24 protein-coding genes and 3 pseudogenes are annotated in these 25729 nt (G+C 74.1%); 10 read left to right on the top strand and 17 right to left on the bottom strand.

Annotated features, from left to right (window positions below):
• Window positions 1-52: 52 nt before the first annotated feature.
• From OHT52_RS16975 to OHT52_RS16955, 5 genes and pseudogenes are all read left to right on the top strand, one after another.
• Window positions 53-2569: a helicase C-terminal domain-containing protein gene (locus OHT52_RS16975; protein ID WP_328721059.1), complete on the top strand. Its 2517-nt coding sequence runs from the start codon at window positions 53-55 to the stop codon at window positions 2567-2569.
• 42 nt (window positions 2570-2611) lie between these two features.
• Window positions 2612-2698, top strand: a pseudogene (locus tag OHT52_RS16970) (DNA-binding protein); the annotation flags it as partial.
• A 227-nt stretch (window positions 2699-2925) separates the two neighbouring features.
• Window positions 2926-3783: a hypothetical protein gene (locus OHT52_RS16965; protein WP_328721058.1), complete on the top strand. Its 858-nt coding sequence runs from the start codon at window positions 2926-2928 to the stop codon at window positions 3781-3783.
• Between the two features lie 40 nt (window positions 3784-3823).
• Window positions 3824-3997, top strand: a pseudogene (locus tag OHT52_RS16960) (XRE family transcriptional regulator); the annotation flags it as partial.
• A gap of 136 nt (window positions 3998-4133) precedes the next feature.
• The gene (locus OHT52_RS16955) at window positions 4134-5810 is read left to right on the top strand and encodes a DNA repair helicase XPB (RefSeq protein WP_328721057.1); all 1677 of its coding nucleotides are present in this window, start codon (window positions 4134-4136) and stop codon (window positions 5808-5810) included.
• A gap of 195 nt (window positions 5811-6005) precedes the next feature.
• On the opposite strand, the gene OHT52_RS16950 is transcribed toward OHT52_RS16955, so the two are convergent.
• The 3 genes from OHT52_RS16950 to OHT52_RS16940 form a co-directional block, all read right to left on the bottom strand.
• Complete coding sequence (locus tag OHT52_RS16950; RefSeq protein ID WP_328721056.1) at window positions 6006-6404, bottom strand: hypothetical protein; 399 nt, start codon at window positions 6402-6404, stop codon at window positions 6006-6008.
• Window positions 6401-6883: a hypothetical protein gene (locus OHT52_RS16945; RefSeq protein WP_328721055.1), complete on the bottom strand. Its 483-nt coding sequence runs from the start codon at window positions 6881-6883 to the stop codon at window positions 6401-6403. Before OHT52_RS16945 ends, OHT52_RS16950 begins: the two co-directional genes overlap by 4 nt.
• Window positions 6884-6953: 70 nt before the next feature.
• Window positions 6954-7142, bottom strand: coding sequence for a hypothetical protein (locus OHT52_RS16940; RefSeq protein ID WP_328721054.1), 189 nt, complete (start codon window positions 7140-7142; stop codon window positions 6954-6956).
• Window positions 7143-7537: 395 nt separating this feature from the next.
• Between OHT52_RS16940 and OHT52_RS16935 the strand changes: the two genes are divergently transcribed.
• On the top strand, window positions 7538-9643 hold the full coding sequence (locus OHT52_RS16935; RefSeq protein ID WP_328721053.1) for a HelD family protein: 2106 nt from the start codon (window positions 7538-7540) through the stop codon (window positions 9641-9643).
• Window positions 9644-9703: 60 nt separating this feature from the next.
• Here the strand turns inward: OHT52_RS16935 and OHT52_RS16930 are convergent, their stop codons facing one another.
• The 5 genes from OHT52_RS16930 to OHT52_RS16910 all read right to left on the bottom strand — a co-directional run bounded on the left by OHT52_RS16930 (window position 9704) and on the right by OHT52_RS16910 (window position 14395).
• A complete protein-coding gene (locus OHT52_RS16930; protein WP_328721052.1) occupies window positions 9704-10393 on the bottom strand; it encodes a copper homeostasis protein CutC in 690 nt (229 codons plus the stop codon).
• A 155-nt stretch (window positions 10394-10548) separates the two neighbouring features.
• Window positions 10549-11436 (bottom strand): biotin-dependent carboxyltransferase family protein, encoded by an 888-nt coding sequence (locus OHT52_RS16925; protein ID WP_328721051.1) that lies wholly within the window; start codon window positions 11434-11436, stop codon window positions 10549-10551.
• Window positions 11433-12149 (bottom strand): 5-oxoprolinase subunit B family protein, encoded by a 717-nt coding sequence (locus OHT52_RS16920; RefSeq protein ID WP_328721050.1) that lies wholly within the window; start codon window positions 12147-12149, stop codon window positions 11433-11435. Before OHT52_RS16920 ends, OHT52_RS16925 begins: the two co-directional genes overlap by 4 nt.
• On the bottom strand, window positions 12146-12895 hold the full coding sequence (locus OHT52_RS16915) for a LamB/YcsF family protein (RefSeq protein ID WP_328723773.1): 750 nt from the start codon (window positions 12893-12895) through the stop codon (window positions 12146-12148). The genes OHT52_RS16920 and OHT52_RS16915 overlap by 4 nt, the downstream gene beginning before the upstream one ends.
• 243 nt (window positions 12896-13138) lie before the next feature.
• Entirely contained in the window at window positions 13139-14395 is a 1257-nt protein-coding gene (locus tag OHT52_RS16910) for a S8 family peptidase (RefSeq protein WP_328721049.1), read from the bottom strand.
• A gap of 190 nt (window positions 14396-14585) precedes the next feature.
• Here OHT52_RS16910 and OHT52_RS16905 point away from each other — a divergent pair, with 190 nt between their 5' ends.
• Window positions 14586-15251 carry an HD domain-containing protein gene (locus tag OHT52_RS16905; RefSeq protein ID WP_328721048.1) on the top strand — a complete coding sequence of 222 codons (666 nt, stop codon included), beginning with the start codon at window positions 14586-14588 and terminating at the stop codon, window positions 15249-15251.
• An 82-nt stretch (window positions 15252-15333) separates the two neighbouring features.
• On the opposite strand, the gene OHT52_RS16900 is transcribed toward OHT52_RS16905, so the two are convergent.
• Window positions 15334-16866 (bottom strand): MDR family MFS transporter, encoded by a 1533-nt coding sequence (locus OHT52_RS16900; RefSeq protein WP_443046797.1) that lies wholly within the window; start codon window positions 16864-16866, stop codon window positions 15334-15336.
• A 324-nt stretch (window positions 16867-17190) separates the two neighbouring features.
• Between OHT52_RS16900 and OHT52_RS16895 the strand changes: the two genes are divergently transcribed.
• On the top strand, window positions 17191-17784 hold the full coding sequence (locus OHT52_RS16895; RefSeq protein ID WP_328721046.1) for a TetR/AcrR family transcriptional regulator: 594 nt from the start codon (window positions 17191-17193) through the stop codon (window positions 17782-17784).
• Window positions 17785-18070: 286 nt separating this feature from the next.
• Window positions 18071-18943 carry a scabin-related ADP-ribosyltransferase gene (locus tag OHT52_RS16890; RefSeq protein WP_328721045.1) on the top strand — a complete coding sequence of 291 codons (873 nt, stop codon included), beginning with the start codon at window positions 18071-18073 and terminating at the stop codon, window positions 18941-18943.
• A gap of 117 nt (window positions 18944-19060) precedes the next feature.
• Here OHT52_RS16890 and OHT52_RS16885 read toward each other — a convergent pair whose 3' ends face one another.
• The 6 genes and pseudogenes from OHT52_RS16885 to OHT52_RS16860 form a co-directional block, all read right to left on the bottom strand.
• Window positions 19061-19234, bottom strand: coding sequence for a CsbD family protein (locus OHT52_RS16885; protein WP_328723772.1), 174 nt, complete (start codon window positions 19232-19234; stop codon window positions 19061-19063).
• 426 nt (window positions 19235-19660) lie between these two features.
• Window positions 19661-20065: pseudogene (locus OHT52_RS16880) on the bottom strand (glycosyltransferase); the annotation flags it as partial.
• Between the two features lie 20 nt (window positions 20066-20085).
• Window positions 20086-20673 carry a class I SAM-dependent methyltransferase gene (locus OHT52_RS16875; protein ID WP_328723771.1) on the bottom strand — a complete coding sequence of 196 codons (588 nt, stop codon included), beginning with the start codon at window positions 20671-20673 and terminating at the stop codon, window positions 20086-20088.
• Window positions 20674-20738: 65 nt separating this feature from the next.
• The gene (locus OHT52_RS16870) at window positions 20739-21608 is read right to left on the bottom strand and encodes a PIG-L deacetylase family protein (protein ID WP_328721044.1); all 870 of its coding nucleotides are present in this window, start codon (window positions 21606-21608) and stop codon (window positions 20739-20741) included.
• Window positions 21605-22669 carry an acyl-CoA dehydrogenase gene (locus OHT52_RS16865; protein ID WP_328721043.1) on the bottom strand — a complete coding sequence of 355 codons (1065 nt, stop codon included), beginning with the start codon at window positions 22667-22669 and terminating at the stop codon, window positions 21605-21607. Before OHT52_RS16865 ends, OHT52_RS16870 begins: the two co-directional genes overlap by 4 nt.
• Window positions 22670-22979: 310 nt before the next feature.
• The gene (locus OHT52_RS16860; protein ID WP_328721042.1) at window positions 22980-23153 is read right to left on the bottom strand and encodes a CsbD family protein; all 174 of its coding nucleotides are present in this window, start codon (window positions 23151-23153) and stop codon (window positions 22980-22982) included.
• A 238-nt stretch (window positions 23154-23391) separates the two neighbouring features.
• Between OHT52_RS16860 and OHT52_RS16855 the strand changes: the two genes are divergently transcribed.
• Window positions 23392-24651 carry a Cmx/CmrA family chloramphenicol efflux MFS transporter gene (locus OHT52_RS16855; RefSeq protein WP_328721041.1) on the top strand — a complete coding sequence of 420 codons (1260 nt, stop codon included), beginning with the start codon at window positions 23392-23394 and terminating at the stop codon, window positions 24649-24651.
• A gap of 199 nt (window positions 24652-24850) precedes the next feature.
• Here OHT52_RS16855 and OHT52_RS16850 read toward each other — a convergent pair whose 3' ends face one another.
• Window positions 24851-25138, bottom strand: a complete 288-nt coding sequence (locus tag OHT52_RS16850; RefSeq protein ID WP_328721040.1) for a DUF4031 domain-containing protein — start codon at window positions 25136-25138, stop codon at window positions 24851-24853.
• A complete protein-coding gene (locus OHT52_RS16845; protein WP_327176439.1) occupies window positions 25135-25503 on the bottom strand; it encodes a hypothetical protein in 369 nt (122 codons plus the stop codon). The genes OHT52_RS16850 and OHT52_RS16845 overlap by 4 nt, the downstream gene beginning before the upstream one ends.
• Window positions 25504-25729: the final 226 nt, after the last annotated feature.

Below are 25729 nucleotides of genomic sequence, written 5' to 3'. Positions count from 1 at the left end.
CCTCCGGCTGACCTGCTCCGACCGTAGCGTTCCAGGGGCTACCGTGGGACGGATGGGGACGACCACACCACCGCGCACGCTCGCCGAAGCTCTGCGTGTCCGCGGCGACGAAGCGCTTGCCGGGCTGCTGCGCGCCCGTCCCGACCTGCTCACGCCGGTGCCGGGCGACATCACCCAGCTCGCCACCCGGGCGGGCACCCGGGCTTCCGTGGTGCGCGCGCTCGAACACCTCGACCGGTTCGCGCTGCAGACCGCCGAGGCCCTCGCGGTGGCCCCCGACCCGGCCCCGTACGACACACTGCTGCGGCTGCTGACCGGCGACGGTCAGGACGACGGCGCCCACCACGACAGCACCGGGGCCGCGATCACGGCGGCACTGCCGGGCGCCCTGGCGACCCTGCGCGAACAGGCCCTGGTCTGGGGCGAGGACGAGCGGCTGCACCTGGTGCGCACCGCCCGGGAGCTGCTCGCGCCGTCGCCGCAGCACCCCTCCCCCACCGGACTCGGGCCGACCGTCGCCGAGGCCACCGCCGGGATGTCGCCGGGCCGGCTCCAGGAGATCCTGACGGCCGCCGGACTCCACGCGACCCACGACCCGGTCTCCGCCGTCGCCGCGCTCACCGCCCTCTTCACCGACCGCACGCGCATGGCGGACCTGCTGGACTCCGCGCCCGTGGAGGCGCTGTCGGTGCTGGACCGGCTGGTGTGGGGGCCGCCGTACGGCGAGATCACGCCGAACCCGACCCCGCCCGTCCGCTGGCTGCGCGACCGCGGTCTGCTGCTCCCGGTGTCGGCGCGCACCGTCGTGCTGCCGCGCGAGGCGGCCCTGCATCTGCGGGCCGGGCGCGCCCACCGGGTACCGGAGCCGCTGCCACCGGTCGTCCAGTCGGTCGCCGACCGCGATCCACAGGCTGTGGACAGAGCCGCGGCCGGACAGGCGTTCCTCGCCCTGTCCACCGTCGAGGACCTGCTGAAGCTGTGGAACGGCGGCGGGCCCACCGTGCTGCGTTCCGGTGGGCTGAGCGTGCGCGAGCTCAAGCGGGTCGCGAGCGCCCTCGACACGACGGAGCCGGTCGCCGCGTTCTGGGTCGAACTCGCCTACGCCACCGGTCTGCTGGCCGCGGACGGCGAGAGCGACGAGCACTACGGCGCCACGCCCGCGTACGACGACTGGCTCGAACTCCCCGCCGCCCAGCGGTGGACACGTCTCGCGCTCGCCTGGCTGGCGGCCACCCGCACCGCCGGTCTGGTCGGCGGCCAGGACGCCAAGGGCCGTGCCCTGTCCGCGCTCGGCCCCGAACTCGACCGCTCCACCGCCCCCGACGTGCGCCGCCGGGTGCTCGCCCTCTTCGCCGCGCTGCCGCCGGGCACCGCTCCCGACCCCGCGACCCTGCTCACCCGGCTGCGCTGGGAGCGCCCGTTGCGCGGCGGCTCGCGCGGCGAGGTCCACCCCGCGCAGGAGAGCGCGAGCAACACCGCCGACCTGCGGTCGCGTATCGCGCTGTGGACGGTCAACGAGGCCGAACTCCTCGGCATCACCGGCCGCGGCGCCCTCTCCTCCCAGGCCCGCGCGCTGCTCCCGCCCGTGCCCGGGAGCACGGGCACCCCGGCGGACCGATCGGCGACCCCGGCCGAGGCCGCTGCCGCGCTGCTCGCCCCGCTGCTGCCGGAACCCCTCGACCACGTACTCCTCCAGGCCGACCTGACGGCCGTCGCCCCCGGGCCGCTGGAACGCCCGCTCGCCGACGTCCTGCACGTCCTCGCCGACGTCGAGTCGAAGGGCGGCGCGACGGTCTACCGCTTCACCCCCGGCTCGGTGCGCCGCGCGCTGGACGCCGGCCAGAGCGCCTCCGACCTGCACGCCTTCCTCGCCCGGCACAGCCGCACCCCGGTGCCGCAGCCGCTGACCTACCTGATCGACGACGTGGCCCGGCGCCACGGCCACCTCCGGATCGGCGCCGCGTCCTCGTACGTACGCTGCGACGACGAGTCCGTACTCAACGAGATCCTGGCCGACAAGCGCTCGGCCGTACTGCGGCTGCGCCGCCTCGCCCCGACCGTCCTCGCCTCGCAGACCGACCCCGCCTCGCTCCTCGACGGGCTGCGCGACCTCGGTTACGCGCCGGCCGCCGAGTCCGCCGAAGGCGACGTCCTGATCACCCGGGCCGGTGCCCGCCGCACCCCGCCGCGTACCGCCCCCGTGCCCGTACCCGAGGGCCCGCCGGTACCGGACGACACTCTGCTCGGCGCGGCGGTACGGGCCATCCGGGCCGGTGACACGGCCGCCACGGTGGTCCGCAAGGAGCCCGCCGCCGAGTCCGGCGCCCCGTCCGGCACTCTGCCGCGCACCTCCGCGGCGGACACCCTCGCGACCGTCCAGGCCGCAGCCATGACGGGGTCCACGCTCTGGATCGGCTACGTCAACGCGGAAGGCGCCGCCAGCCAGCGCGTGATCGCCCCGGTGCGGGTGGAGGGCGGCTTCGTCACCGCGTACGACCACACCGCCGACGAGGTCCGCACCTATCCGCTGCACCGGATCACGGGGGTCGCGGAGCTGGCGGAGGACTAGTTGGAGCCCTGCCGTGGCGTGCCCGCATCGCGTACGCGGTGCTCCCCCAGCCCCGCGATCGTGCTGACCTCCGACCGCGACGACTGGTCGAAGCTCTGCGGTGAGCGCGTCCTCATCAGAGGCGTGTGACGGCCTGCACCGCGACCTCGGCACCGGTGAATCCACGTGGGTGACGAAGGCGGCGGAGGATCAGGGGGCACTCGGGGTGGCCGGTTTCCTCACCGCCCTGTTCCCAGGGGGCCGCTTCCGGCGTTGACTCGCCCGGAAGGATGCCGGGTCCGCACCGGTCCCGGCGCCCGTGCGACCGCGCCGGAGGACGGCGCGGGGCCGCAGGGACGCTCGGGAAGGGACGCCTGATGAGTTCTGCACAGCCGGCCGACGCCATGACCCCGTTCGACGACACCTATGACCAGCCCGACCCGCGTGCGTTCTTCCGGGGGCTGGGGCCCTGGGGCTACCAGACGCCGCACCACGCCCAGAGCGTCTTCCGCCGCCTGCTCACCGCCCTCGGCCCCGGAGCACCTGCGGCGTCCGCCCCCACCGTGCTGGACCTCTGTTGCTCGTACGGCGTCAACGCCGCGCTGCTCAACCACCACCTCACCCTGAGCGACCTCTACACCCACTACACGTCCGAGGAGGCCGCCGCGCTGACCACCGCCGAGCTCGTCGAGCGGGACAGGGAGTTCTACGCCGCCCACCGGCGCCCCGACGCGGTCCGCGTCCTCGGCCTCGACGCCGCCCCGAGCGCCATCGCGTACGCCCGCGCCGTGGGCCTGCTGGACGACGGGTTCGCGGAGAACCTGGAGACCGCGCCGCCGAGCCCCGCCCTGCTGCGGGCCGCGCGGGACGTACGCCTGATCACCGTCACCGGCGGCGTCAGCTTCCTCTCCCCGCGCACCTTCGGACCGCTGCTGGCCGGGGCGGACGCCCCGGTGTGGGTCGCCGCGTTCGTCCTGCGTACCGGCAGCTACCGGCCGATCGCCGACTGCCTGGGCGTCCACGGCCTGACCACCGAGAAGCACACCGCGCAGACCTACCCGCAACGGCGCTTCACCGACGAACAGGAACAGCGGTACGCCGTCGCCGCCACCCTCGCCGCGGGCGCGGACCCGCAGGGCAAGGAGAGCGAGGGCTCCTTCCACACCGCGCTGTACGTCTCCCGCCCGGCAGCGGAGGTGGCCGGGAGCCCGCTGGGGACAGTGCTGCATCCGTAAGGTGATCCGGGGCATGGTCGGCACCATTCGACCAGGCCCCCGGTTCGACCACGACGCCCTCGTCACGCCCCACCTGGCGCGCCTCGTCGGGCACGACTCGCCGCTGCTGCATCTGCGCCGGCAGGGCGAAAGCGGGATGTTCGACCGGTTCGCGGAGCACGGCGAGGAGCTGTGGGAGCGGGGGACGGTGCGGGCCCCGGAATCCCGCGGCTGACCGGTGCCGTCCGCCTCCGGCGTCCGGGCCCACGCCCCACCTCACACCCACCGCCACCCCCACAAGGCGCGGTAATGCGGCACACTGGACGTTTGGCCGCATGCGCGGCCGTACCCCGGAGAAAGGGCCGCAGCGAGTGACCGGACCCCTCATCGTCCAGAGCGACAAGACGCTTCTGCTGGAAGTCGACCACGAGCTGGCGGACGCGTGCCGCAGGGTGATCGCGCCCTTCGCCGAGCTGGAGCGCGCACCCGAGCACATCCACACCTACCGCGTGACGCCGCTCGGGCTGTGGAACGCCCGCGCCGCCGGGCACGACGCCGAGCAGGTCGTCGACGCGCTGGTGGAGTACTCCCGCTACCCCGTGCCGCACGCGCTGCTGGTCGACATCGCCGAGACGATGGCGCGGTACGGCCGTCTCACCCTGTCCAAGCACCCGGTGCACGGTCTCGTACTGACCAGCACCGACCGGCCGGTCCTCGAAGAGGTGCTGCGGTCGAAGAAGATCACCCCGCTGGTCGGGGCGCGCCTCGACCCGGACACGGTCGCCGTGCACCCCTCGGAGCGCGGGCAGATCAAGCAGACGCTGCTGAAGCTCGGCTGGCCGGCGGAGGACCTCGCCGGGTACGTCGACGGCGAGGCGCACCCGATCGAGCTGGCCCAGGACGGCTGGTCGCTGCGGCCGTACCAGCGGCAGGCCGTCGACGGGTTCTGGCACGGCGGCTCCGGTGTCGTGGTGCTCCCCTGTGGTGCCGGAAAGACGCTGGTCGGAGCAGGTGCGATGGCGGAGGCGAAGGCCACCACGCTGATCCTGGTGACCAACACGGTCTCGGCCCGGCAGTGGAAGCACGAGCTGATCAAGCGCACCTCGCTCACCGAGGAGGAGATCGGCGAGTACAGCGGTACGCGCAAGGAGATCCGCCCGGTCACCATCGCCACGTACCAGGTGCTCACCACGCGCCGTAAGGGCGTGTACGCGCACCTGGAGCTCTTCGACTCCCGTGACTGGGGTCTGGTGATCTACGACGAGGTGCACCTGCTGCCCGCGCCGGTCTTCAAGTTCACCGCCGACCTCCAGGCCCGCCGCCGACTCGGTCTCACCGCCACGCTGGTCCGCGAGGACGGGCGGGAGTCGGACGTGTTCTCGCTCATCGGCCCGAAGCGGTTCGACGCCCCGTGGAAGGAGATCGAGGCGCAGGGCTACATCGCGCCCGCCGACTGCGTGGAGGTACGGGTCAACCTGACCGACCACGAGCGGCTCGCGTACGCCACGGCCGAGCCCGAGGAGAAGTACCGGTTCTGCGCGACCACCGTGACCAAGCGGAAGGTCACGGAGGCGCTGGTGCGCAAGCACGCGGGCGAGCAGACGCTCGTCATCGGGCAGTACATCGACCAGCTGGACGAGCTGGGCGAGCACCTGAACGCACCCGTCATCAAGGGTGAGACGCCGAACTCGCAGCGCGAGAAGCTCTTCGAGTCGTTCCGCCAGGGCGAGATCAGCGTGCTGGTCGTCTCGAAGGTCGCGAACTTCTCCATCGACCTGCCGGAAGCCACCGTCGCCATCCAGGTGTCGGGTACGTTCGGCTCCCGCCAGGAGGAGGCGCAGCGGCTCGGCCGGGTGCTGCGTCCGAAGGCGGACGGGCACGAGGCCCGCTTCTACTCGGTGGTCGCCCGCGACACCATCGACCAGGACTTCGCCGCACACCGGCAGCGGTTCCTGGCCGAGCAGGGGTACGCGTACCGGATCGTCGACGCGGACGAGCTGCTGACGGAGAACCCGGGCACGGAGAACGCCGGGACCACGGAGAACTGAGGACCGCGACGGGCGCCCGGAACGGGTGGCGCGGGCCCGGCCCGGGGAAGCCGGGACCGCCCCACGGATGCGCGGCGGCGACGCGCCCTGCCGCTTCCCCCCGCGGGGAAGAGGCAGGGCCCTCCTCGTCGAAAGCCGTGAAGGCCGCACAGCCCGTCGAAGGGCGCACGGCTCGCTGCACCGCCGTCGACGGAATCACGCGGGCCCGTCGCCTTCAGCGCTTCTCCCTGCTTCCTGCGCTTCGGCCCGCTTCAGGTCGCGCAGTGCCCGCTCGGCCCCTTCCCGTTGCCCGCCGAAGAGAGCCTCACTGAATTGGGCCAGTTCTCGGAGGAGGCGAACCTTCTCCTCGGCCGTGGATATCACCTGCGCGAGCGGCCCCTTTTTCGCTTGATGCGTCCACAGAGCGCTGAGCGCCGTGTTCAGCAGAGGGGCGTAGAAACCGAAATTCCGCACCGCCTGAACCCTCCGGATGGCCACCGCTTCCTGCAGACACGTCAGCGTTCGTGGGCGAGTTTCAGGTCCTTCGTTTTCAGACGGGCCCACGAGGTCGGTGAAGATATTGACTGCTCCGCGCGAGGCCGTGAGCGCGGTCAAGGCCGCGGCACGAACAGCAGCATGACGCCCAGGGTGATCATCGCCGGTGGTACGTACGCGAGCCCGGCGGCGATCCAGCGGGCCGCGGACCACGAGCGGCGGATCGCCAGCAGCCAGCAGAGGGCGAGCGCGGCCGGCGTCACGGTGAAGCTGAGGGAGTAGCCGAGGGTCACCACGTTCAGCGGGCCGCGCACGGCGGGCTCGCACGCCTCCCCGCAGTCGGCACCGGCGAGCAGGGCGACCCACATCAGGCCCGTCACCACGGGTACCAGGTGCGGGAGCAGGGCGGTGGCGACGGCGGGCACGGCCCAGCGCGGTGCGGGACCGGAACCGGTCAGGGCCGACCCGAGCCGGCGGACGGCGGGGACGCGGCGCGGGGCGCACGGGGCACCCCGGCCGGGCCGGAGCGCGACGGATCCAGGGGCGGCGGCGACGGCGGTACGGACAGCGGTACGGGGACGGCTGCGGCGGTAGGGCATACGCCCAGCCCACCGCAGAACCGGAGCCGATAACTCCGGGTCCGTACTCATCCCGGGGGCGCGCCCGTACTCACCGTGCGCGGCGGATGCCGGAGCCGACGGCGTACTCCCCCCGGACGGCGACGTCCAGGGCGGTGGTGACGTACACGCGGACGGCGCGCAGGGCGTCGCCGAGGGGGTGGGGCCGGAGGTGACCGGTGGCCGCGGTCGCGCCGTGCGCGGGGCCGGTCCTGCGGGGGTTCAGGATCGCGGTGCTCATGTCTTCCAGGGTGCTCCTGCCACCCGCGTACGGGCCAGGAGGCCGTCCGGGCCGCCCCCGGCCCGCAGCACCGCCTCCGTGCGGGCCCGAAAACGACCGACGCCTCCGTGCCGGCCCCGGAGAACCCATCCGGTTCGTCCGGGCCCCGGAGCGTGGATACAATCGCCGGTCTGCCCCGCCCTCCCGCACCGTGGTACCGGCCTCGACCGCCGGCAGCCGGGGGAGTGCCGCCGACCGGACGGAAACCGGCCGACTGCCGTGCGCGCCACCGCGTGCGCGGCCGGTACGCGCGCCACCGCGCGTACCGCTCGTGATCCGCCCACCGGGACCCGGCCGTGCGCCCCTCAGCGCCGTGCGGCCGTCGCCCTGCGTCGAACTGCCGGAGGCCATACCCCGTGTCCGCGCCGCACACCGCAGAAAGTGACTCCCCCACCGATCCCCCCGCCGATCCGCTGGCCCGCGAGCGGGGACACCTCGCCGCGTCCCGGACGGCCCTGCGCGTCATGCGCGAGGACGTCCAGGCCCTCGACATCCGCGACGTCACCGCCAACTGGGTGAACGCCGCCGTGCTCCAGGCGCAGATCGACGAGCGCATCAAGGCGCTCGCCGACCTCTCGCACACCCCGCTCTTCTTCGGCCGCCTCGACTTCGAGCACCCCGTCGGCGGCGAGCTCGCCGAGGGCGCGGAGGGCGAGCGGTTCTACATCGGCCGGCGGCACGTCCACGACGCCCACGGCGACCCGATGGTCATCGACTGGCGTGCGCCGGTCTCGCAGGCGTTCTACCAGGCGTCCCGCCTGGACCCGCAGGACGTGGGGCTGCGCCGCCGCTTCGGCTACACCGGCGGCGAACTGACCGCGTACGAGGACGAGGACCTGACCACGCCCGCCGAGGCGGCGGGCGCCGGGTCCGGCACCACCAGCAAGCTGCTCCAGGCCGAGATCGAACGGCCGCGCGTCGGTCCGATGCGGGACATCGTCGCGACGATCCAGCCGGAGCAGGACGAGATCGTCCGTAGTGAGCTGGGCGGCACGATCTGTGTGCAGGGTGGCCCCGGCACCGGAAAGACGGCGGTGGGCCTGCACCGTGTCGCGTACCTGCTGTACGCGCACCGGGACCGGCTGGCGCGCACCGGCACGCTCGTCATCGGGCCCAACCGGTCGTTCCTCCACTACATCGAGCAGGTGCTGCCCGCCCTCGGTGAGATGGAGGTGCAGCAGGCGACCGTGGAGGACCTGGTCACCAGGGACGTCGAGGTGCGCGGCACCGACGAGGCGTCCGCCGCCCTCGTGAAGGGCGACGCGCGGATGGCCGAGGTGCTGCGGCGGGCGATCCGCTCGCACGTCACCCCGCCCACCGAGGAGGTCGTGGTGGTGCGCGGTTCGCGCCGCTGGCGGGTCCCGGCGTACGAGGTGGAGGAGCTGGTCGATGAGCTGCTCGCCCGCGACATGCGGTACGGCGCCGCGCACGAGGCGCTGCCGCAGCGGATCGCGCACCGGGTGCTGGTCCGGATGGAGGAGGCAGGGGAGGCGCCGGACGACCGGGTGCAGAACGCGGTGGCCCGTACGCCCGCCGTGAAGGCGGCGGTCAAGGCGGTCTGGCCCGCCGTCGATCCGGCGAAGCTGGTGCTGCGGCTGCTCTCCGACCCGGAGTTCCTGGCCGCGCACGCGGAGGGGCTGCTCACCGAGGACGAGCGGAAGGCGGTGCTCTGGACGAAGCCGGCCCGCAGCGTGAAGTCGGCGAAGTGGTCGACGGCGGACGCGGTGCTGATCGACGAGGCCCGTGACCTGGTGGAGCGTACGCACTCGCTCGGCCATGTGGTGCTCGACGAGGCGCAGGACCTCTCCCCGATGCAGTACCGGGCGGTGGGGCGCCGCTGTTCGACGGGTTCGGCGACCGTCCTGGGCGACCTCGCGCAGGGCACCACGCCCTGGTCGACGCGGAGCTGGGCGGACGCGCTCGGTCACCTGGGCAAGCGGGACGCGCACGTGGAGGAGCTGACGGCGGGGTTCCGTGTGCCGCGCGAGGTGATCGCGTACGCCTCCCGGCTGCTGCCCTCGATCGCCCCCGGCCTCGCGCCGGTCGAGTCGGTGCGGGAGTCGCCCGGTTCGCTGGCGGTTCGTCCGGTGGGCGACGCCGGGGCACTGGTCGCGGCGGCGGTCGCCGCCTGCGAGGAGGCGCTGGAGCAGGAGGGTTCGATCGGGCTGATCGCCGCCGACGCCCGGGTCCCCGCGCTGGCCGAGGCGCTGGCGGCGGCCGGGCACGCCGTGCTGTCGCCGGGCGAGGAGACGAGCGCCGCGTCCCGGCTGACGCTGGTCCCGGCTTCGCTGGCGAAGGGCCTGGAGTACGACTACGTGGTGCTGGACGAACCGGCGGCCGTGGTCGACGGCGAGCCCGACGAGCGCACCGGACTGCGCCGGCTGTACGTGGCACTGACCCGCGCGGTGTCCGGCCTCACCGTCGTGCACGCGGCCCCGCTGCCCGGGGCGCTGGCCGCCTGAGGGACCGCGGGCGGTGTCCGCGCCGGGTCGCCCCCTCGCAGACACCGCCTGCCCGGGTGCCTACGCGTCGACGGCCTCGCGCCAGGTGCGTACGGCAGCCTCGTCCACCGGGCCGGTCCAGCCGTGCGGGCGGGCGGCGCCACCGATGTGGAAGGCGTCGAGTCCGGCGGCCCGCAGGCTCGGCAGGTGGTCGAGGCGGAGGCCGCCGCCGACGAGGATCTGCGGCTCGTAGCCGGGTTCGTCCGAGCGGGCGGCCTCGTCGAGCAGGGTCGGCACGCCGTCGTCGACACCGGTCGCCGCGCCCGCCGTCAGGTACGTGTCGAGGCCGGGCAGGTCCGCGAGCTGCTTACGCAGCGAACCCCGGTCGGTGGCCCGGTCGATCGCGCGGTGGAACGTCCACGGGCAGCCGTCCAGCTCGGCCACGATCCGTTCCACGGCGACGAGGTCGGCGTGGCCCTCCCGGTCCAGGAACCCGAAGACGAACTGGTCGGCGCCCGCTTCCCGCAGCTCGCCGAGCCGCCCGAGGAGGCGGTCGATGTCACCGGTGGCGAACCCGTCCTCCTGCCGGAGCATCACGCGCAGCGGGATGTCGACGGCCGCCCTGATGGCGGCGAAGGTCTCCCGGGCCGGGGTCAGGCCGTCGGCGGCCATGTCGGTGACCAGTTCGAGCCGGTCGGCTCCACCGGCCTGGGCCGCGACCGCGTCCTGGGCGTCGAGCGCGATCACCTCCAGGACTGCGCGGTTGCTCATGTGTCCCCACTTCTCGGGATGACGCCCGTCGGACCGGATCGGACCGGTCCGGATCGGCGTCAAGAGGTCTAGGCCAATATCCAAGCCTACGATCGATCGCGCGGGCGCGCAGCCCTCCGGGGTCCTTGCGGGTGACCGGGTCGCGCCTGGTCACCTCATACGCGTACGAACCGGATCGGGGTCCCCGGGACCGCCTGGGCCGCCGCCGCGAGGGCGTGGACCGGGACGACCCCGACGACCGGGTAGCCGCCGGTCGTCGGGTGGTCGTGCAGGAACACCACCGGCCGGCCGTCCGGCGGGACCTGGACCGCGCCGAGCACCATGCCCTCGCTGGGGAGTTCGCCGCCGGTGCCCCCACCGACGCCGGCGGCCCGTTCCAGCGCGGGGCCCTCGGTGCGCAGCCCGACGCGGTTGCTCGCGGAGGAGACGCGGTACGCGGCCGTGGTCAGGGTACGCAGGGCGCCTTCGGTGAACCAGTCGTGCCGGGGCCCCTGGCGGACCGGCAGCACGAGACCGCCGGGCGCGGCGGGTGCCGCCGCCCAGGGCGCGGCGTCCGGGAGCGCCGGGCCGCCGGCGGGCGGTTCGCCGAGCGGAAGGGTGTCCCCGTCGCGCAGCGGGGGCGGGCCGAGCCCGGAGAGCAGGTCGGCCGAACGGCTGCCGAGGACCGCGTCCGGCTCCAGGCCGCCCGCGAACGCCAGGTAGCCGCGGAGACCGCTGAGCGCGGGGCCCGCCTCCAGTACCGCCCCCGCCGGGACCCGCACGGGGGCGCCCCAGGCGGCCGGGCGTCCGTCGACCGTGACCCGGCAGACCGCGCCGCCGACCACCGCGACCACGGTCCGGTCGGGGCGGACGGCGCAGCCGGTGGCGGTGGTCTCCAGTACGGCGGCGGCGGGATCGTTGCCCACCAGCCGGTTGGCGAGCCGGTGCGCGGGCGCGTCGAGCGCCCCGGCCCTGGGGACGCCGAGGTGCGCCCAGCCGGTGCGCCCGGCGTCCTGGACGGTGGTCAGCGCCCCGGCCCGTACCACCCGCAACAGCCCGCTCACGCCCGCTCCTCCACGCTCGTGGGGGCGCTCGTGGGGTCCACCGGCACGAACCGCACCCACGCCCCCGGGACCAGCAGCGCGGCCGGGTCGCGGGCGGGGTCCCAGAGCCGGTCCGGGTCAGGCATCCGCCCGATGAGCCGCCAGCCGCCGGGCGAGGCGCGCGGGTAGACCCCGGTGTACGGACCGGCCAGCGCGAGCGCCCCGGCCGGGACCCGGGTGCGCGGGGTAGCCCGCCGGGGTACGTGCAGGTGCTCGGGGAGTCCGGTGAGGTAGCCGAAGCCGGGGGCGAACCCGCAGAACGCGACGCGGAACGCCGTACCGGAGTGGACGGCGGCCACCTCCCCGGGCGGTACGCCCCAGAGCGCGGCGACCTCGGCCAGGTCCGGGCCGTCGTAGACGACCGGGATCTGCACGGCGGGTCCGTCCGCGCGGCGCAGCGGCTGCACGGTCCAGCCGGCCAGCTCGCGCGCGAAGTGGTCGACTCCGGCTGTCCCGGCGGCCCGTCCGCCCGGTTCGCCGATCCCGTCGAGCAGGACCGTGCGCGCGCCGGGGACGATCTCGCGCACCGGCGGCAGTTCGCCCCGGTCGCGGCGGCGCAGCACCTCGGCGTGGAACGCCTCGGCGGCCTCCCCGGAGCCGAGTTCGACCAGCAGCGCGTCCCGCCCGACCGGCAGCACCCGCGGGGCGCCGACCCCGGGGGCGACGCCGCTCACGCGAACGCCCGGACGTCGACGCCCGCCTCCTCCAGCGCGGCCCGCACCCGCCGGGCGAGCGCCGCCGCGCCGGGGGTGTCGCCGTGCAGGCAGAGGGAGCGGGCGGCGACGGGGACGGTGCTGCCGTCGGCGGCGACGACCGTCCGGTCCACCGTCATCCGGACCGCGCGGCGCACCACCTCGTCCGGGTCCTCCACGACCGCGCCCGGCTCACCGCGCGGCACCAGGGTGCCCGCAGGGGTGTACGCGCGGTCGGCGAACGCCTCCTCCACGGCGGGTAGTCCGGCCTCGCGGGCGTGGGCGAGCAGCCGGGAACCGGGCAGCCCGAGGACCGGGAGGTCCCCGCCGGCCAGCAGTACCCCCTGGACCACCGCGTGCGCCTGCGCACCGTCGTGGACCGCCCGGTTGTAGAGCGCGCCGTGCGGTTTGACGTATGCGACGCGGGAGCCCGCCGCCTCGGCGAAGACCCGCAACGCGCCGATCTGGTAGGCGATCTCGGCGGTGAGTTCGGCCGCCGGGACGTCCATCGAGCGGCGTCCGAAGCCCGCCAGGTCGCGGTAGGACACCTGCGCGCCGATCGTCACGCCCCGGGCCGCCGCGCCCTCGCAGACGCGGCGCATCACCGCCGGGTCGCCCGCGTGGAAGCCGCAGGCCACGTTGGCGCTGGTCACGCAGGAGAGCAACGCGTCGTCGTCGGTGAGCGTCCAACGGCCGAAGCCTTCGCCGAGATCGGCGTTGAGGTCCATGGTCACGGGATCACGTTAAGGGCTGTCCGCGATGCGTGGTGATCCGTGCGGGGCGTCGGACGCGGTGCACCGCAAGGCGGAGGAGCGTCCGCACACCGGATGGGGCGGGACGTTCCGACAACGCGGCGGGGTGCCGTAGTTGTCGTCGCGCACCCGCCAGGAAGTGCGGGACAGTCCTCGGCGCGCCGCCGCCCCGGCACCGGGGTCTCGGGGCCGGGGCGGTCGGGACGCGGTTCCGGCGGTCTACAGGCCGTCGGTGAAGAGGAGGTGGTTGGGGGTGCCCGGGCTGACGTTCGTCAGGACGTCCCTGGTGGACACCTCGTCGATCCAGGCGGCGACGTCGGCGGAGGCCGCGTCGGGGTGGGCCTGCTTGTAGAGGGCGGCGAGGCCGGTGGCGTGGGGGGCCGCCATCGAGGTGCCGCTCATGGTGACCGAGCCGCCGCCGATCCGGGCCGAGAGGATGTCCTGGCCGGGGGCGTAGAGCTCGACGCACTCGCCCCGATTGGAGAAGGACGCCTGCTCGTCGTCCTCGGTGGAGGCCGCGACGGTCAGAGCTCCGTCGGCGGAGGCGGGCGAGACGTCGCAGGCGTTCCTGGAGTCGTTGCCCGCCGCGACGACGGACAGGATTCCTGCGGTGGACAGCGCGGTCGTGGCGCGGTTGACCGCCTGGGACTTGCCGCCGCCCAGCGAGCCGTTGAGGACCGCGGGCCGCACGGCGTTCTGGGCGACCCAGTCCAGGCCGGCGATCAGCCCGGAGCTGGAGCCCTGCCCGTTGCAGTTCAGGACGCGGACGCTGACCAGGCTCGCCGCGGGGGCGACACCGTACGTGCTGCCCCCCACGGTGCCCGCGACGTGCGTGCCGTGGCCGTAGCAGTCCGCGCCGCGACGGCCGTCGCCCACGGCGTCGAAGCCGAAGGAGGCACGGGTGCCGCCGGCCCCGCCGAACTCGGTGTGCTGGTAGTCGATGCCCGAGTCGAGGATGTAGGCGGTCACTCCGGCACCGTCGCCGCCGGTGGTGAACTCGCCGTCGAGCGGCAGGTTCCGCTGGTCGATGCGGTCGAGGCCCCAGGTGGAGGCCGGTGCGAGGCGGGCGGAGGCGGTCCTCGGCGTGGGGGCCGCCTTCCGGGCGGGGACCGGCTGGTACGCGGGGACCGATTCGGAGGAGGGCACGGAGTTGGTCGCGTCCTCCTCCACCGAGGTCACGCCGGGGGTGTTGCGGAGGGTCGTCAGCTGGGCCGGGGTGAGGGGGACGGCGAAGCCGTTGAGCGCCTTGCTGTACGTGAAGGTCGGTGCGAGGCCCAGCTTCTGCGCGGTCTTGGCCGCGTCCACGAGCGGGTCGAGGGTGACGACGTACCGGCCGGGGATGGGGTCCCCCGCACGGATCAGCGGCGCGGGTTCCGGGTCGGGCGGCGTGGGCGCGGAAGCCGCGCTGGTGGCGAGGGGGCCCACGAGGGCCAGGGCGAATGCGGACGCGAGTACGAGCGCGTGGCGAGTGTGCACGCGCCGAGACGATCATGTGAGAAGTCCCCGGCCAACGACCCCTCACGGAGGTTCGCCGCATACCGGAAGCACTTGCGCAGTGCGCTCCCCCGTTCGGACCCCGGACCGAAGGCATCCGGGAACGGCTCGAGGGCGTGTCCGACGGATCTCGACCGGTTCCGCGACGCCCGGCACACCTTAGAGTTCCCGCATGTCCGACGACACCGCGCACACCCCCGACCTCCGCATCCGCTGGCGGGAGGCGCTCGTGGCCGCCCGGGGCGGCGAGGCGGGCCCCGATCCGCTCCCGTACGCCGAGAACCTGCTGGAGCGGTGGGCCGAACCGCAGCGGAAGTACCACACCACCGCCCATCTGACGGCGGTCCTGGACGGGATCGACGTCCTCGCGGCGCACGCCGGGGCGCCGGAGCTCGTCCGGCTGGCCGCCTGGTTCCACGACGCGGTCTACCGGCCCGACCGCTCCGAGAACGAGGAGCGCTCCGCCGCCCTCGCCGAACGGGCGCTGCCCGAGGCGGGGGTTCCGGAAAGGGCGACCGCCGAGGTGGCGAGGCTGGTCCGGCTCACCGTGACGCACGACCCGGCGGAGGGCGACCGGGACGGCGAGGTGCTGTGCGACGCCGACCTGGCGATCCTGGCGGCGGGCCCCGAGGAGTACGCGCGCTACGCCGCCCAGGTCCGCGAGGAGTACGGCTTCGTGCCGGACGACCTCTTCCGCGAGGGCCGGTCCGGGGTGCTGCGGCAACTGCTGGGGCTGCCGGTGCTCTTCCGTACGCCGTACGGGGCGAAGGAATGGGAGGCCAGGGCGCGGCAGAACCTGACGACGGAGCTGAGGCTGCTGGAGGCCACGCTGCCGTGAGGGCCCCGGCTCGTGAAGGTGCCCTGTACGGAACGTCCGTACAGGGCACCTTCACGAGCCGGTGGGCTTGTGGGTCAGCAGGTCACTCGGCGACCGCCGGGACGGGTGCCGCCACCGCTTCCGCCTTCTTCTCCTCGCCGCCGGTGAAGCCGCGCAGCGGCACCTGGCGGACGAAGAGGGCGACGACGATGCCGATGGCCGCAGCGCCGGCGGCCCAGGCGAAAGCGGTGTCGACGCCGTCGCTGACCGCCTGGGCGAAGGCGTGCTGGACGGCGGCGGGCAGGGACCGCAGCGCTTCGGGGGTCATGCTGGAGACCGAGGAACCGGCGTCGGCGCCTCCCGCGGCCTGCGCACCGGCCGCGGTGAAGGAGTCGGTGAGCTTGCCGGCGTAGAGGGTGCCGAGCAGGGAGACGCCGAGCGAGCCGCCCATGTTGCGCAGGAAGGTGGCCGCGCCGGTGGCGGCGCCGATGTCGCGCAGCGGGGCGCTGTTCTGGGCGATGAGCATGGTGGTCTGCATCAGGCCGCCCATGCCGAGGCCGAGCACCACCATGTACAGCCCGGTGGTGAAGCGGGAGGTGTCGGGCCCCATGGTGGCGAAGAGGACGAGCCCGGCGGTCAGGAAGACCGTGCCCACGATGGGCAGCGGACGGTACTTGCCGGTCTTGCTGATGTAGGTGCCGCCGACGAGCGAGAGCACCATCGCGGCGAGCATCATCGGCATGAGGAGCAGACCGCTGTTGGTGGCGGAGGAGCCCTGGACGTACTGCTGGAACTGCGGCAGCAGGGTGATCCCGCCGAACATGGCGAAGCCGACGATGAAGCTGAGGGCACCGGCGAGGCTGAAGTTGCGGTCGGCGAAGACCGACAGCGGCATGATCGGCTCCACCGCCCGGCGCTCGACGAGGACGAACGCGACGAAGGCGATCACGGTGACCGCGATGAGGCCGAGGATCATGCCCGAGGCCCAGTCGTACTCGCTGCCGCCCCAGCTGGTGATCAGGACCAGGGTGGTGATCCAGACGCTCAGCAGCGCGGTGCCGGTCCAGTCGATGCGGACCTTGGCGGCGGACTTGCGCGGGAGCTTGGCGAGGACGAACCAGCAGACGAACAGGGCGATGACGCCCAGCGGCAGGTTGACGTAGAAGGCCCAGCGCCAGTTCAGGTTGTCGGTGATGAAGCCACCGGCGAGCGGGCCGCCGATCATGGCGACGGGCATGACCGCCATCATCACGCCCTGGTACTTGCTGCGGTCGCGGGGCGGCACGATCTCGGCCAGCACCGCCATCACGCCGACCATGAGGCCACCGGCGCCGAGGCCCTGGAGGGCGCGGAAGCCGATGAGTTCACCCATGTTCTGGGAGAGACCGCAGAGCGCGGAGCCGGCGAGGAAGATCACGATGGAGGTGATGAAGGTGCTCCGGCGGCCCAGCAGGTCACCGAGCTTGCCCCAGATCGGGGTGGCGACGGTGGAGGCGAGGATGTAACCGGTGGTCACCCAGGCGAGGTGCTTGAGGCCGCCGAGGTCTCCGACGATCGTGGGCAGCGCGGGCGCCACGATCATGTTGTCCAGCATCGCGAGCAGCATCGCGATGACCAGACCGCTCATCGTGACCATGATCTCGCGGTGGGTGAAGCGTGGTGGTTCCGGGGTCGCCCCGGCGTCGGCCGGTGCGGGGGAGGTCTGCGTCACGGCGCATGCCTTTCGGTCAAGGAAGGTGGGTCGCTCGACGGACCCGAAACTCTGGCGGCAGGGCCCCGGCGCGGGACGACAGCGGTGTCATCGGCTCGGCGGTAGGGCAAACTGATCCCGGAATCCACTTACCGGTCGGTCAGTAGATTACTTGCCGTACGGTAAGTTGGCAAAGAGGGACGCGGGGACCACGATCGACGCAGGGCGCTCCCGCGCGGAGACGCCCGGGGCGAAAGGAACCGCACAGCCATGACAGCCGCAGGACGCCGACGGGGCGTCGACACGCGGGCCGAGATCCGCAAGGTGGCCCTGGAACTCTTCACCGCGCAGGGATACGACGCGACCTCACTGCGGGAGATCGCCGAACGGCTGAACATCACCAAGGCTGCCCTTTACTACCACTTCAAGAGCAAGGAGGACATCGTCCTCTCGCTCTTCACCACCTACCTGGAGGCGGTCGACGCCCTGGTGGAGTGGGCCAGGGAACAGCCCGCAGGCCCGGATCTCGCCACCCGGATCGTGGACCGGATGGTCGACGTCTTCATCGCCGAGGGCATGCCCGCCATCCGGTTCGCCACCGCCAACCACCGCGTGATCCACGATCTGCGCCCCGACAAGGGCGGCGCCATCGAGAAGTTCGCCGAGCTGAGCGAGGTCATGGGCGGCCCCGACGCCACGGTGGAGGAGAAGCTGCGGCTGCGGTCCGCCCTCCTCAGCGTGAACCTCGCCCTGCTCGCCTCGCGGGGGCTGGAGGTCTCCGACGAGGAGATCGCCCGGGTGGCCCGCGATATCGCCCACCGGCTCGTGCCGCGACCCGACGCGGCGGAGGTCCGGAGCGCGTAAGGGACCCCGCGAGCCGGGGAGACCCCGGACGCGGCGGCCCGGGCGTCCGTCGCCCTCCCCCTCAAAAATCTCGCGCCGGCCTGCGCCGGGCGGGTGAACCCTGTGGTGCCGACGGGTGGCCGGCGCGGTCGCCCCGCGACCCACCGGTGCGTACGGGCTAGGCCGTTTCGGACAGGACCTGCGCCACGTCCTACACGACCTGCGCCACGTCCGACACGACCTGCGCCGCGTCTGACGGGCCCGGGGAACGTGGGCCGTACACACCGACCGAGGGGCTGCCCCGACCATGTTCAAGACCGCGCTGCGGATCGCCTCCGCCGCCACCTTCGTCGTCACCTCGCTGACCTTCGCCACCTCGGCGAGCGCCGACACCGACCCGTGGCCGGGGACCCCGGAACAGATCCGGGACACCGGCCCCTGCGGACCCACCGGCGGTTACCGGTCCTCGGACTGGGAGCGGACGACGACGAACCGCGCGCTGCGGGCCGACGTGGACACGGCCGCGATCAGCGAGGGCTGGTACTGGCGCCACGACGACAACACGCTCTGGCGCGGGGACACCCGCCCGGACCCCCGCGCGATCTTCCGGAGCGGCTTCACTCCGCTGGGAGCCGTACTGACCCCGCTCTCGCAGTGGATCATCGGCGGTGGCGGCCAGAACTCCGCGCACGTGAGCACCAGTTGCGACCGCTGGGTGGCGCAGGGCTTCGCCACCGGAGGCGGCAAGGACGGCTGGGTGTACGCCATCCAGGCGCCGGGCGGGATCGACGTCAACGCCACCGCGCGGATGACCGGCATCCAGTCGCAGTACCTGTGGAACAAGGAGATCGACTTCCCCGGCGGCATCCGGGGCAGGTTCGTCGAGGGAGCCTGCCAGTACCACTGGGCCGGCAAGAACCCGCAGACCAACGTGGACATCTACGAGAACCTGGGCTGCGTCACCAACCCGGACTTCCGTCCGGCCGACCGCACCCGGGAGCTCCCGGCGAACGCCGACGCCCCGGCGGCCTCCACCCCCGCGTCCACGAGCCCGGCGTCCACGGCCCCGGCGACCTCGACCGCACCCGCCCCCGCGACCTCCACGCCCGGCACCTCGCCGGTCCCGGCGGGCGCCGTCTCCCTGACGCCCACGGGCGCGCTGTCGCTGAGCGCTCGGTAGCGTCCGAGGCCCTCGACGGCACGGAAGAGGCCCGGGCCCCGGTGACAGCGAGGTGCTGTCACCGGGGCCCGGGCCTGTCCGCGAAGAGGACAGCCCTGAGGGTGTGTCCGGGGCCGCTCAGTGCTTGAAGGCGTCCTTCGTCTTCTCCTTGGCCTGACGGGCGTCGCCCTTGGCCTGGTCCGCGCGGCCCTCGGCGGTCATCCGCTCGTTGCCCACGGCGCGGCCGGCCGTCTCCTTGACCTTGCCCTTGGTCTGCTCCACCTTGGCCTGGGTCTTCTCATCGGCAGCCATGATCACTCCCACCTTGCTGTGCTCGACTTCAGGGTCATGGGTTCGTGTGACCGCGAAGTGCTCCTGCAAACCTCCCTCGCCCCTCGCGGCACTCGCGCCCCCGGTGGTCGCCCCGGCGCGGAGCGTGCGCAGGAACGCGCCGAACCCGTACGGGGCGCGGGGCGTCAGCCGGCCCGAGGTCTCGACGGCGCAGGCGTTGGTCCGCAGCACCCGCGCACCGCCGTCACCGAGGGCGCGGGCCAGCGCCCGGTCCTCGCCGAGCGGTACGGGCGGGAAGCCCCCGGCGCGCGCGTAGGCGTCCGCCCGGACGCCGAAGTTGGCGCCGTGGACGTGCGGATGAACCCAGTCGGGCCCGGTCCCGTCAGGCCCGGTCCCGTCCGGTCGCCCGGCGAAGTAGTACGTCCGGTGCAGGTCCCGTACGACCGCTTCCTCCAGCGAGCGGGCCGGGGCGAGGCGGACCGTGCCCAGCACGCAGTCCCAGCCGGCGCGGGCACAGGTCAGCTGGTGGGCGATCCAGTCGACGGGGACCCGGCTGTCGGCGTCGGTCGAGGCGATCCAGGTGTGCGCGGCGGGGGTGGCCGCACTCCGAAGGCCGTGCGCGACGGCCTCCGCCCGGGCCGCTCCGGCCGACCGGTGGCCGGTCCGCACCACCTCGGCGCCTGCCGTGCGGGCCACCGCCTCGGTCGCGTCGGTGCAGGCGTCGGCGGTGACCACCAGGGTCAGCGGCGGTACGTCCCGCAGCCGGGCGCGCGCGTGCCGCTCGGCGGCCCGGACGGCTCTCAGCGCGTGAGGCAGGGTGTCGGCCTCGTCGTGCGCCGGGACGGCGACCACCAGACCGTCGATGCGCCGCTTCACACCAGGCCCTCCGCGCGGGCCGGCGAGGGCGGCGGTGAGCCGTCGGCCAGGGGGCGGTGGTGGAGGCTGAGGACGAAGTCGGGGTCGTGGAACTCCGTCCCGGCCACCAGGCCGGGCATCTCCCGCAGCAGCGGCGCCAGTTGTGTTCCGGTCAGCCGGTGCTCGGGCACCGGGTGGTCCCAGTGCGTGGTCACCAGGGTGCCGCCGGGTTCCAGACTGCCGACCGTGCGGGCCATGATCTCGTGGAACGTCGTCTCGTCGAAGTAGTAGAGCAGCTCCGACAGGACGATCAGGTCGAAGGTGCCCTCCGGCCACTCCTCGGGGACGGTGAGTACGCGCGTCTCCACCTGCGGCAGGTCGCGGTTGCGCGCGGCGGCCCCGGCGACCGCGGCGGGGACCCGGTCGGTGGCGAGCACCGTGTCGCACCGCTCGGCGAGCAGCCGGGTCAGGACACCCGCCGAGCAGCCCGGTTCGAAGGCCCTGCGGTAGCGGCGGCGGGGCAGCGCGGCGAGGGTGAGCGCGTACTTGCGCTGTTCGTACCACCGTCCGGCGAGGTCCCAGGGGTCCGCCGTGCCGGAGTACATCCGGGAGAAGTACGAAGCCGGGGTGGAGGCCCCCCGCCCCCCGGCCGTCCCGGTCAGGTCGGAGCTCACAGCAGGATCACCTCGAAGGCGCGTCGGTGGTGGAGCAGTTCGGCCGGAGGAAGGATGACGGTGGGGTCGCCCGGGTCGTCCGCGAGGGGAGCGATCTGGGTACGGAAGCGGTTGACGGCGGCTCCCTTGCGGGCCTGCTCGGCCTCGGTGAGCGGCAGCCGCCGTACGGTCCCCCAGGGCACCCGGGGGTCGCCCGGCACGGCCCAGTGCCACATCCACACCGGGTAGTACCAGAGCGGCGTCCCGGTCACCCGCGCCGCCGTGCGCGCGGCCCGTCCCGCCGCCTCGTGGTCGGCGTGCAGATCGCCGGTCCACGGCGCCAGGCAGAGCCGTGCGCCGCTGCTCCGCACCACCTCCGCGAGGTGCCCGGCCACCTCGCTCTCGTACGCGTCCACCCGGGTGTCCGGCACCCCGAGGCGGGTCCGCCGACGGCGGTCGACCCCCAGGTCGTCCAGGGCGGCGGTCAGTTCGTCGGCGCGCAGCCGGGCGAGGGCGGCCGGGGACACCCGGCGGCTGCCCGGGTGGGACGCCTCCCCGTCGGTGACGGTGACCACGTGCACGTCGGTGCCCGACGCGGTGAGCCGGGCGAGGGTGCCGCCGACGCCCAGCACCTCGTCGTCGGGGTGGGCTGCGACCACGACCACCGGCCCGTCGATCCGGGGAGCGGCCCGTACCGCGTCCCAGCCCTCCCAGCGCGCCCACTCGGCCTCCGGGGTGCCGTCCGCCCGGATCGCGGCGGCGGCCCGCTCGCGGTCGGCCGCCGGGCCGGACCCGGGGTCCGCGGCTCCGGTGGCTCCGGGATTCGGTCCCGCGCCGGCCCCGGTGCTCAGCACTCTCCCGGTGTTCAGCACTCTCCCGGTGTTCATCGGCCGGCTCCCTCGGGCGGAGCCACCAGGGTGGTGCCGAGGGCCGCCAGATCGCGGTCCGCGTGGTGCTGACGGATGTAGACGGTGAGGTCGGCGACGAGACGGGCGTGCCGGGCGTCGTGGCAGAGCGGTCCGGCGCCCAGCGCGCGGCCGACGTGGTCCAGCACCAGCGTGGCGACCCGCTCCACGGCCGCGCGGGCCCGCATCGCCCGCAGCGCGGCGTCGCCGGTCAGGTCCTGCGGGTCGGCGTCGATCTCCGTGGCGGCGACCCGCAGCACGCACTCCGCACCGTGCAGCGCGACGTCCACCGCACCCAGGTGGGCGGCGGCGAGCTGGTCGGGGGCGCGGCGGGACGCGGAGGCGAACAGGGTGTCGGCGATCCCGCGCGCCCCGCCCAGCCAGCAGGCGGCCACCCCGATGCCCCCGTGCGCGAATCCGGGCCTGCGGACGTACGCGTCGACTCCGCCCACCGGCACGGCCGGCACCCCGGTGAACCGCACGTCCGGGGTGTCGCTGCCCGCCATGCCGATCGCTTGCCAGGTGCCGGGCACCGGGGCGTATCCGGGGACGTCCGTGGAGAGGGCGAACAGCCGTCGCCCCTCCTCCGTGTCGGCGGTGACCAGCGCGTGCGTACAGCTGTGGGCGCCCGAGCAGTACGGCTTCACCCCGTCCAGGAGCCAGCGGCCGTCCGCGCCGGGCCGCGCGGTGAGCCTGGCGCCGGGGGGCTGTGCGGCCCACACGCCCCAGCGCTCGCCCGCGGCGGGGGCGGGCGAGCCCAGCTCGGCGAGGATGGCCACCGCGTCCGCGTGCCCCTCGGCGAGCCGGGCCAGGGCCAGATCGTCCCGGCCCAGCCCGTGCAGCGCCTGGAACCTCTCCCAGGTGCGCCCGCCTCCCGGCAGCGGTACGTGCGGCGCGCCGTCGCGCACCCAGGACGCGAAACGGCCGGCCGCGACGGCGCGCAGCGCGGTGCCGTCCGGCGGCGCCGAGGGGTCCGGCGTCCCGGCTGCCGGCTCCTGACGTGTGGTGGCGGTGGTACCCACACCTGCTCCTTCGCTCGACATGCACGTCTCCTTCCCCCATGCCAGCACCCGCGGGGGGACCTCGCCCGGCGAGCACGCGTGTGGCCCGGCCGCATCGGCCGGGCCACACGGTGCGCCGCTCCTGAGGGGGAAGGCGGGCGGCACGGGAGGGCACTCGTATCGCTCTGTCTCCGCCGGACGCCCCCACGGCGTCCGGTCTCCGCCGGGCCGACGCGTCCACCCGGCGCCCGAGGGCACTCGGCGGGCGGGGGGCGCGACTCCCGGGGTCACTCTCCGTGCGTGAAGGCGTCCTTCAGCACGCGAAGGCATCCCTCGTGCGGGACAGCGTCCCTCAGTGCTTGAAGACGTCCTTCGTCTTCTCCTTGGCCTGACGGGCGTCGCCCTTGGCCTTCTCGGCGCGGCCCTCGGCGGTGAGGCGCTCGTTGCCGACGGTGCGGCCGGCCGCCTCCTTGACCTTGCCCTTGGCCTGCTCCGTCTTGGCCTGGCTCTTCTCATCGGCAGCCATGATCGCTCCCACCTCACTGTGCTCGACTTCAGGAACAGTGGTTCGTGTGACCGCAGTGCGCCGGCTCAAACCCCACGAGAACCCCACGAGCGTGGGACGGCACCTCGCGGCACACACTCCAGGGTCCGCCGTGAACGGCGTGATAACAAACGGGGATCAATCGCCGCGACCGGGAATGGGCGGATCTCCCGGCCGGTTGGGCACAGTCATGCCTGATACCGACACCGGTCGACTCCGTATGCCCTTGGCCGTGTACATCCTGGGCCTCTCGGTCTTCGCTCTCGGCACCAGCGAGTTCATGCTCTCCGGTCTGCTGCCGCCGATCGCCGACGACATGGGCGTATCGATTCCGCGCGCCGGACTGCTCATATCCGCGTTCGCGATCGGCATGGTCGTCGGCGCCCCACTGCTCGCGGTGGCCACGCTGCGGCTGCCGCGCCGCACCACGCTCATCGCGCTGATCTCGGTGTTCGGGCTCGGCCAGGTCGCGGGAGCGCTGGCGCCGACGTACGAGGTCCTCTTCGTCTCCCGGGTGGTGAGCGCGCTCGCCTGCGCCGGGTTCTGGGCGGTGGGGGCGGCGGTCGCCATCGCGATGGTGCCCCGGAACGCGCGGGCGCGGGCGATGGCCGTGATGATCGGCGGGCTGTCGATCGCCAACGTGATGGGCGTGCCGCTCGGCGCGTTCCTCGGCGAGAGCCTGGGCTGGCGGTCGGCGTTCTGGGCGGTGGGCGCCGCCTCCGCCGTGGCGCTGGTCGGGGTCTGCACCAAGATCCCCCGCATCCCGGTGCCGGAGCAGCGCCCGCAGCTGCGCGAGGAGCTTTCCATCTACCGCGACCGCCAGGTGTGGCTGGCGATCGTGATCACCGCGCTGGCGGCGGGCGGCGTGTTCTGCGCGTTCAGCTACCTCGCCCCGCTGCTGACCGATGTCGCCGGGCTGAGCTCGGGTTGGGTGCCGTGGGTGCTGGCGCTCTTCGGCGCGGGCGCGCTGGCCGGTACGACGATCGGCGGCCGGATCGCCGACGCGCACCTCTTCGGCGTGCTGCTCAGCGGCATCGCCGCGTCCACGGTCTTCCTGGTGGCGCTCGCGCTGTTCGCGTCGAGCCCGGTCGCCGTGGTGCTCGTCGCCTTCCTGCTGGGCTTCTCGGCGTTCTACACCGCCCCCGCGCTCAACGCCCGCATGTTCAACGTGGCCGGTGCCGCGCCGACCCTCGCCGGGGCGACCACGACCGCCGCGTTCAACATGGGCAACACCGCCGGCCCCTGGCTCGGCGGCGCGGTGATCGACGCCGACCTCGGTTACGCCTCCCCCGCGTGGGCGGGCGCCGCGATGCTGGTCGTGGGCCTGGCGGCGGTGACCCTGGCGCTCCGGGTCCAACGCGGCGCCACGTCCCGGTCCCGGCTGGTCGCGGGGGCGGACGCCGCGCCCGTGGAGGGCGCGGTGGTCGTACGCCCCCGGGCCGCGCTCGCGGACGAGCGGGCGGACCTGCCCTCGGCCTGAGGCGTTCCCGTCGTACGCACACGAAACCGCCCCCGGAGCCCTGGTGACCAGGTTCTCCGGGGGCGGTCGTACGTTCGGCGCACGCGGTCGTACGTTCGGCACACGCAGGTCCGGCGCGAAGTCGTTCCGCGCACGTACGTCGGTTCGGACGTCGGTTCACCGCGAGTCGCCCGGCGCACGTACGTTCCGCGCGAGTCGTTCAGCGCGAGGTCGTACCGCCCGGTGCGGGGCGCCCCTTCGGGCGGCGCAGTCCGGCTTCGGTCAGCCGGCGGACCAGTTCCTTGGAGCCGATCTCGCGCGCCCCGGCGCGCACCGCGTCCGGGTACCTCGCCTGCGGCAGGTCGTAGTGGTCCCGCTCGAACGCGCGCGGCGGGCAGCCGATCGCGGCGGCGAAGGCGTGCAGTTCGTCGAAGGACTCGTCGCTGACCAGGTGCGACCAGAGGCGGCCGTGGCCCGGCCAGGTCGGCGGGTCTATGTAGACGGTCACCGCCGCAGCACTCCGGCGAGCGCCCCGACCGGGGCCACCGACACGGTGGCGCGGGTGCAGACCCAGTGCGGGTCGGCGCCGAGTTCGGGTTCGACGTCGAGCGCGTGCGGGCCGCCCTCGTCGCAGACCGGGCAGAGCGGCCAGCGCCCGTACCGTTCGAGCAGGGCGTCCTGGACGTCCTGGGCGACCAGCCCGACGAGGAACTCCAGGCCGTCCGGCCACTGCTCCACCCACCACCGCCGCTGGGTCACCGCGTCCTCGACGAGGGACACGATGTCGGCGTCCGCGACGTCGCCCGCCGCCAGGTCGGCGACGACGAGGGCACGGGCGGTGTGCAGTGCCTGCTCCAAGGGGTTCAGCTCCATGGCTCCATTGTCACCCCGCGCGTCCGGCCACTCCCCCGGCGCCCGCGCGTCCCGCCGCGACTCCGCGCGCGGGGCGGCGGAACCGTCCTGCCGGCGTCCGGCCGCTGTCCGGTGCGGGTCCGGGAGCGCGGGGCCCGTCACTCGTACGTGTGTGGTGCGTGCCGATCCGTTTCTCCTCCGGACGACCGGGAGAGGATCGCCGCATCGTCGGCACGATCATGTGTAC

Source organism: Streptomyces sp. NBC_00247, from assembly GCF_036188265.1.
In the GTDB taxonomy this organism is placed as follows: domain Bacteria; phylum Actinomycetota; class Actinomycetes; order Streptomycetales; family Streptomycetaceae; genus Streptomyces.
Note: the sequence above shows the minus strand (reverse complement) of the source record. Positions and strands in the feature narration are given on the sequence as shown.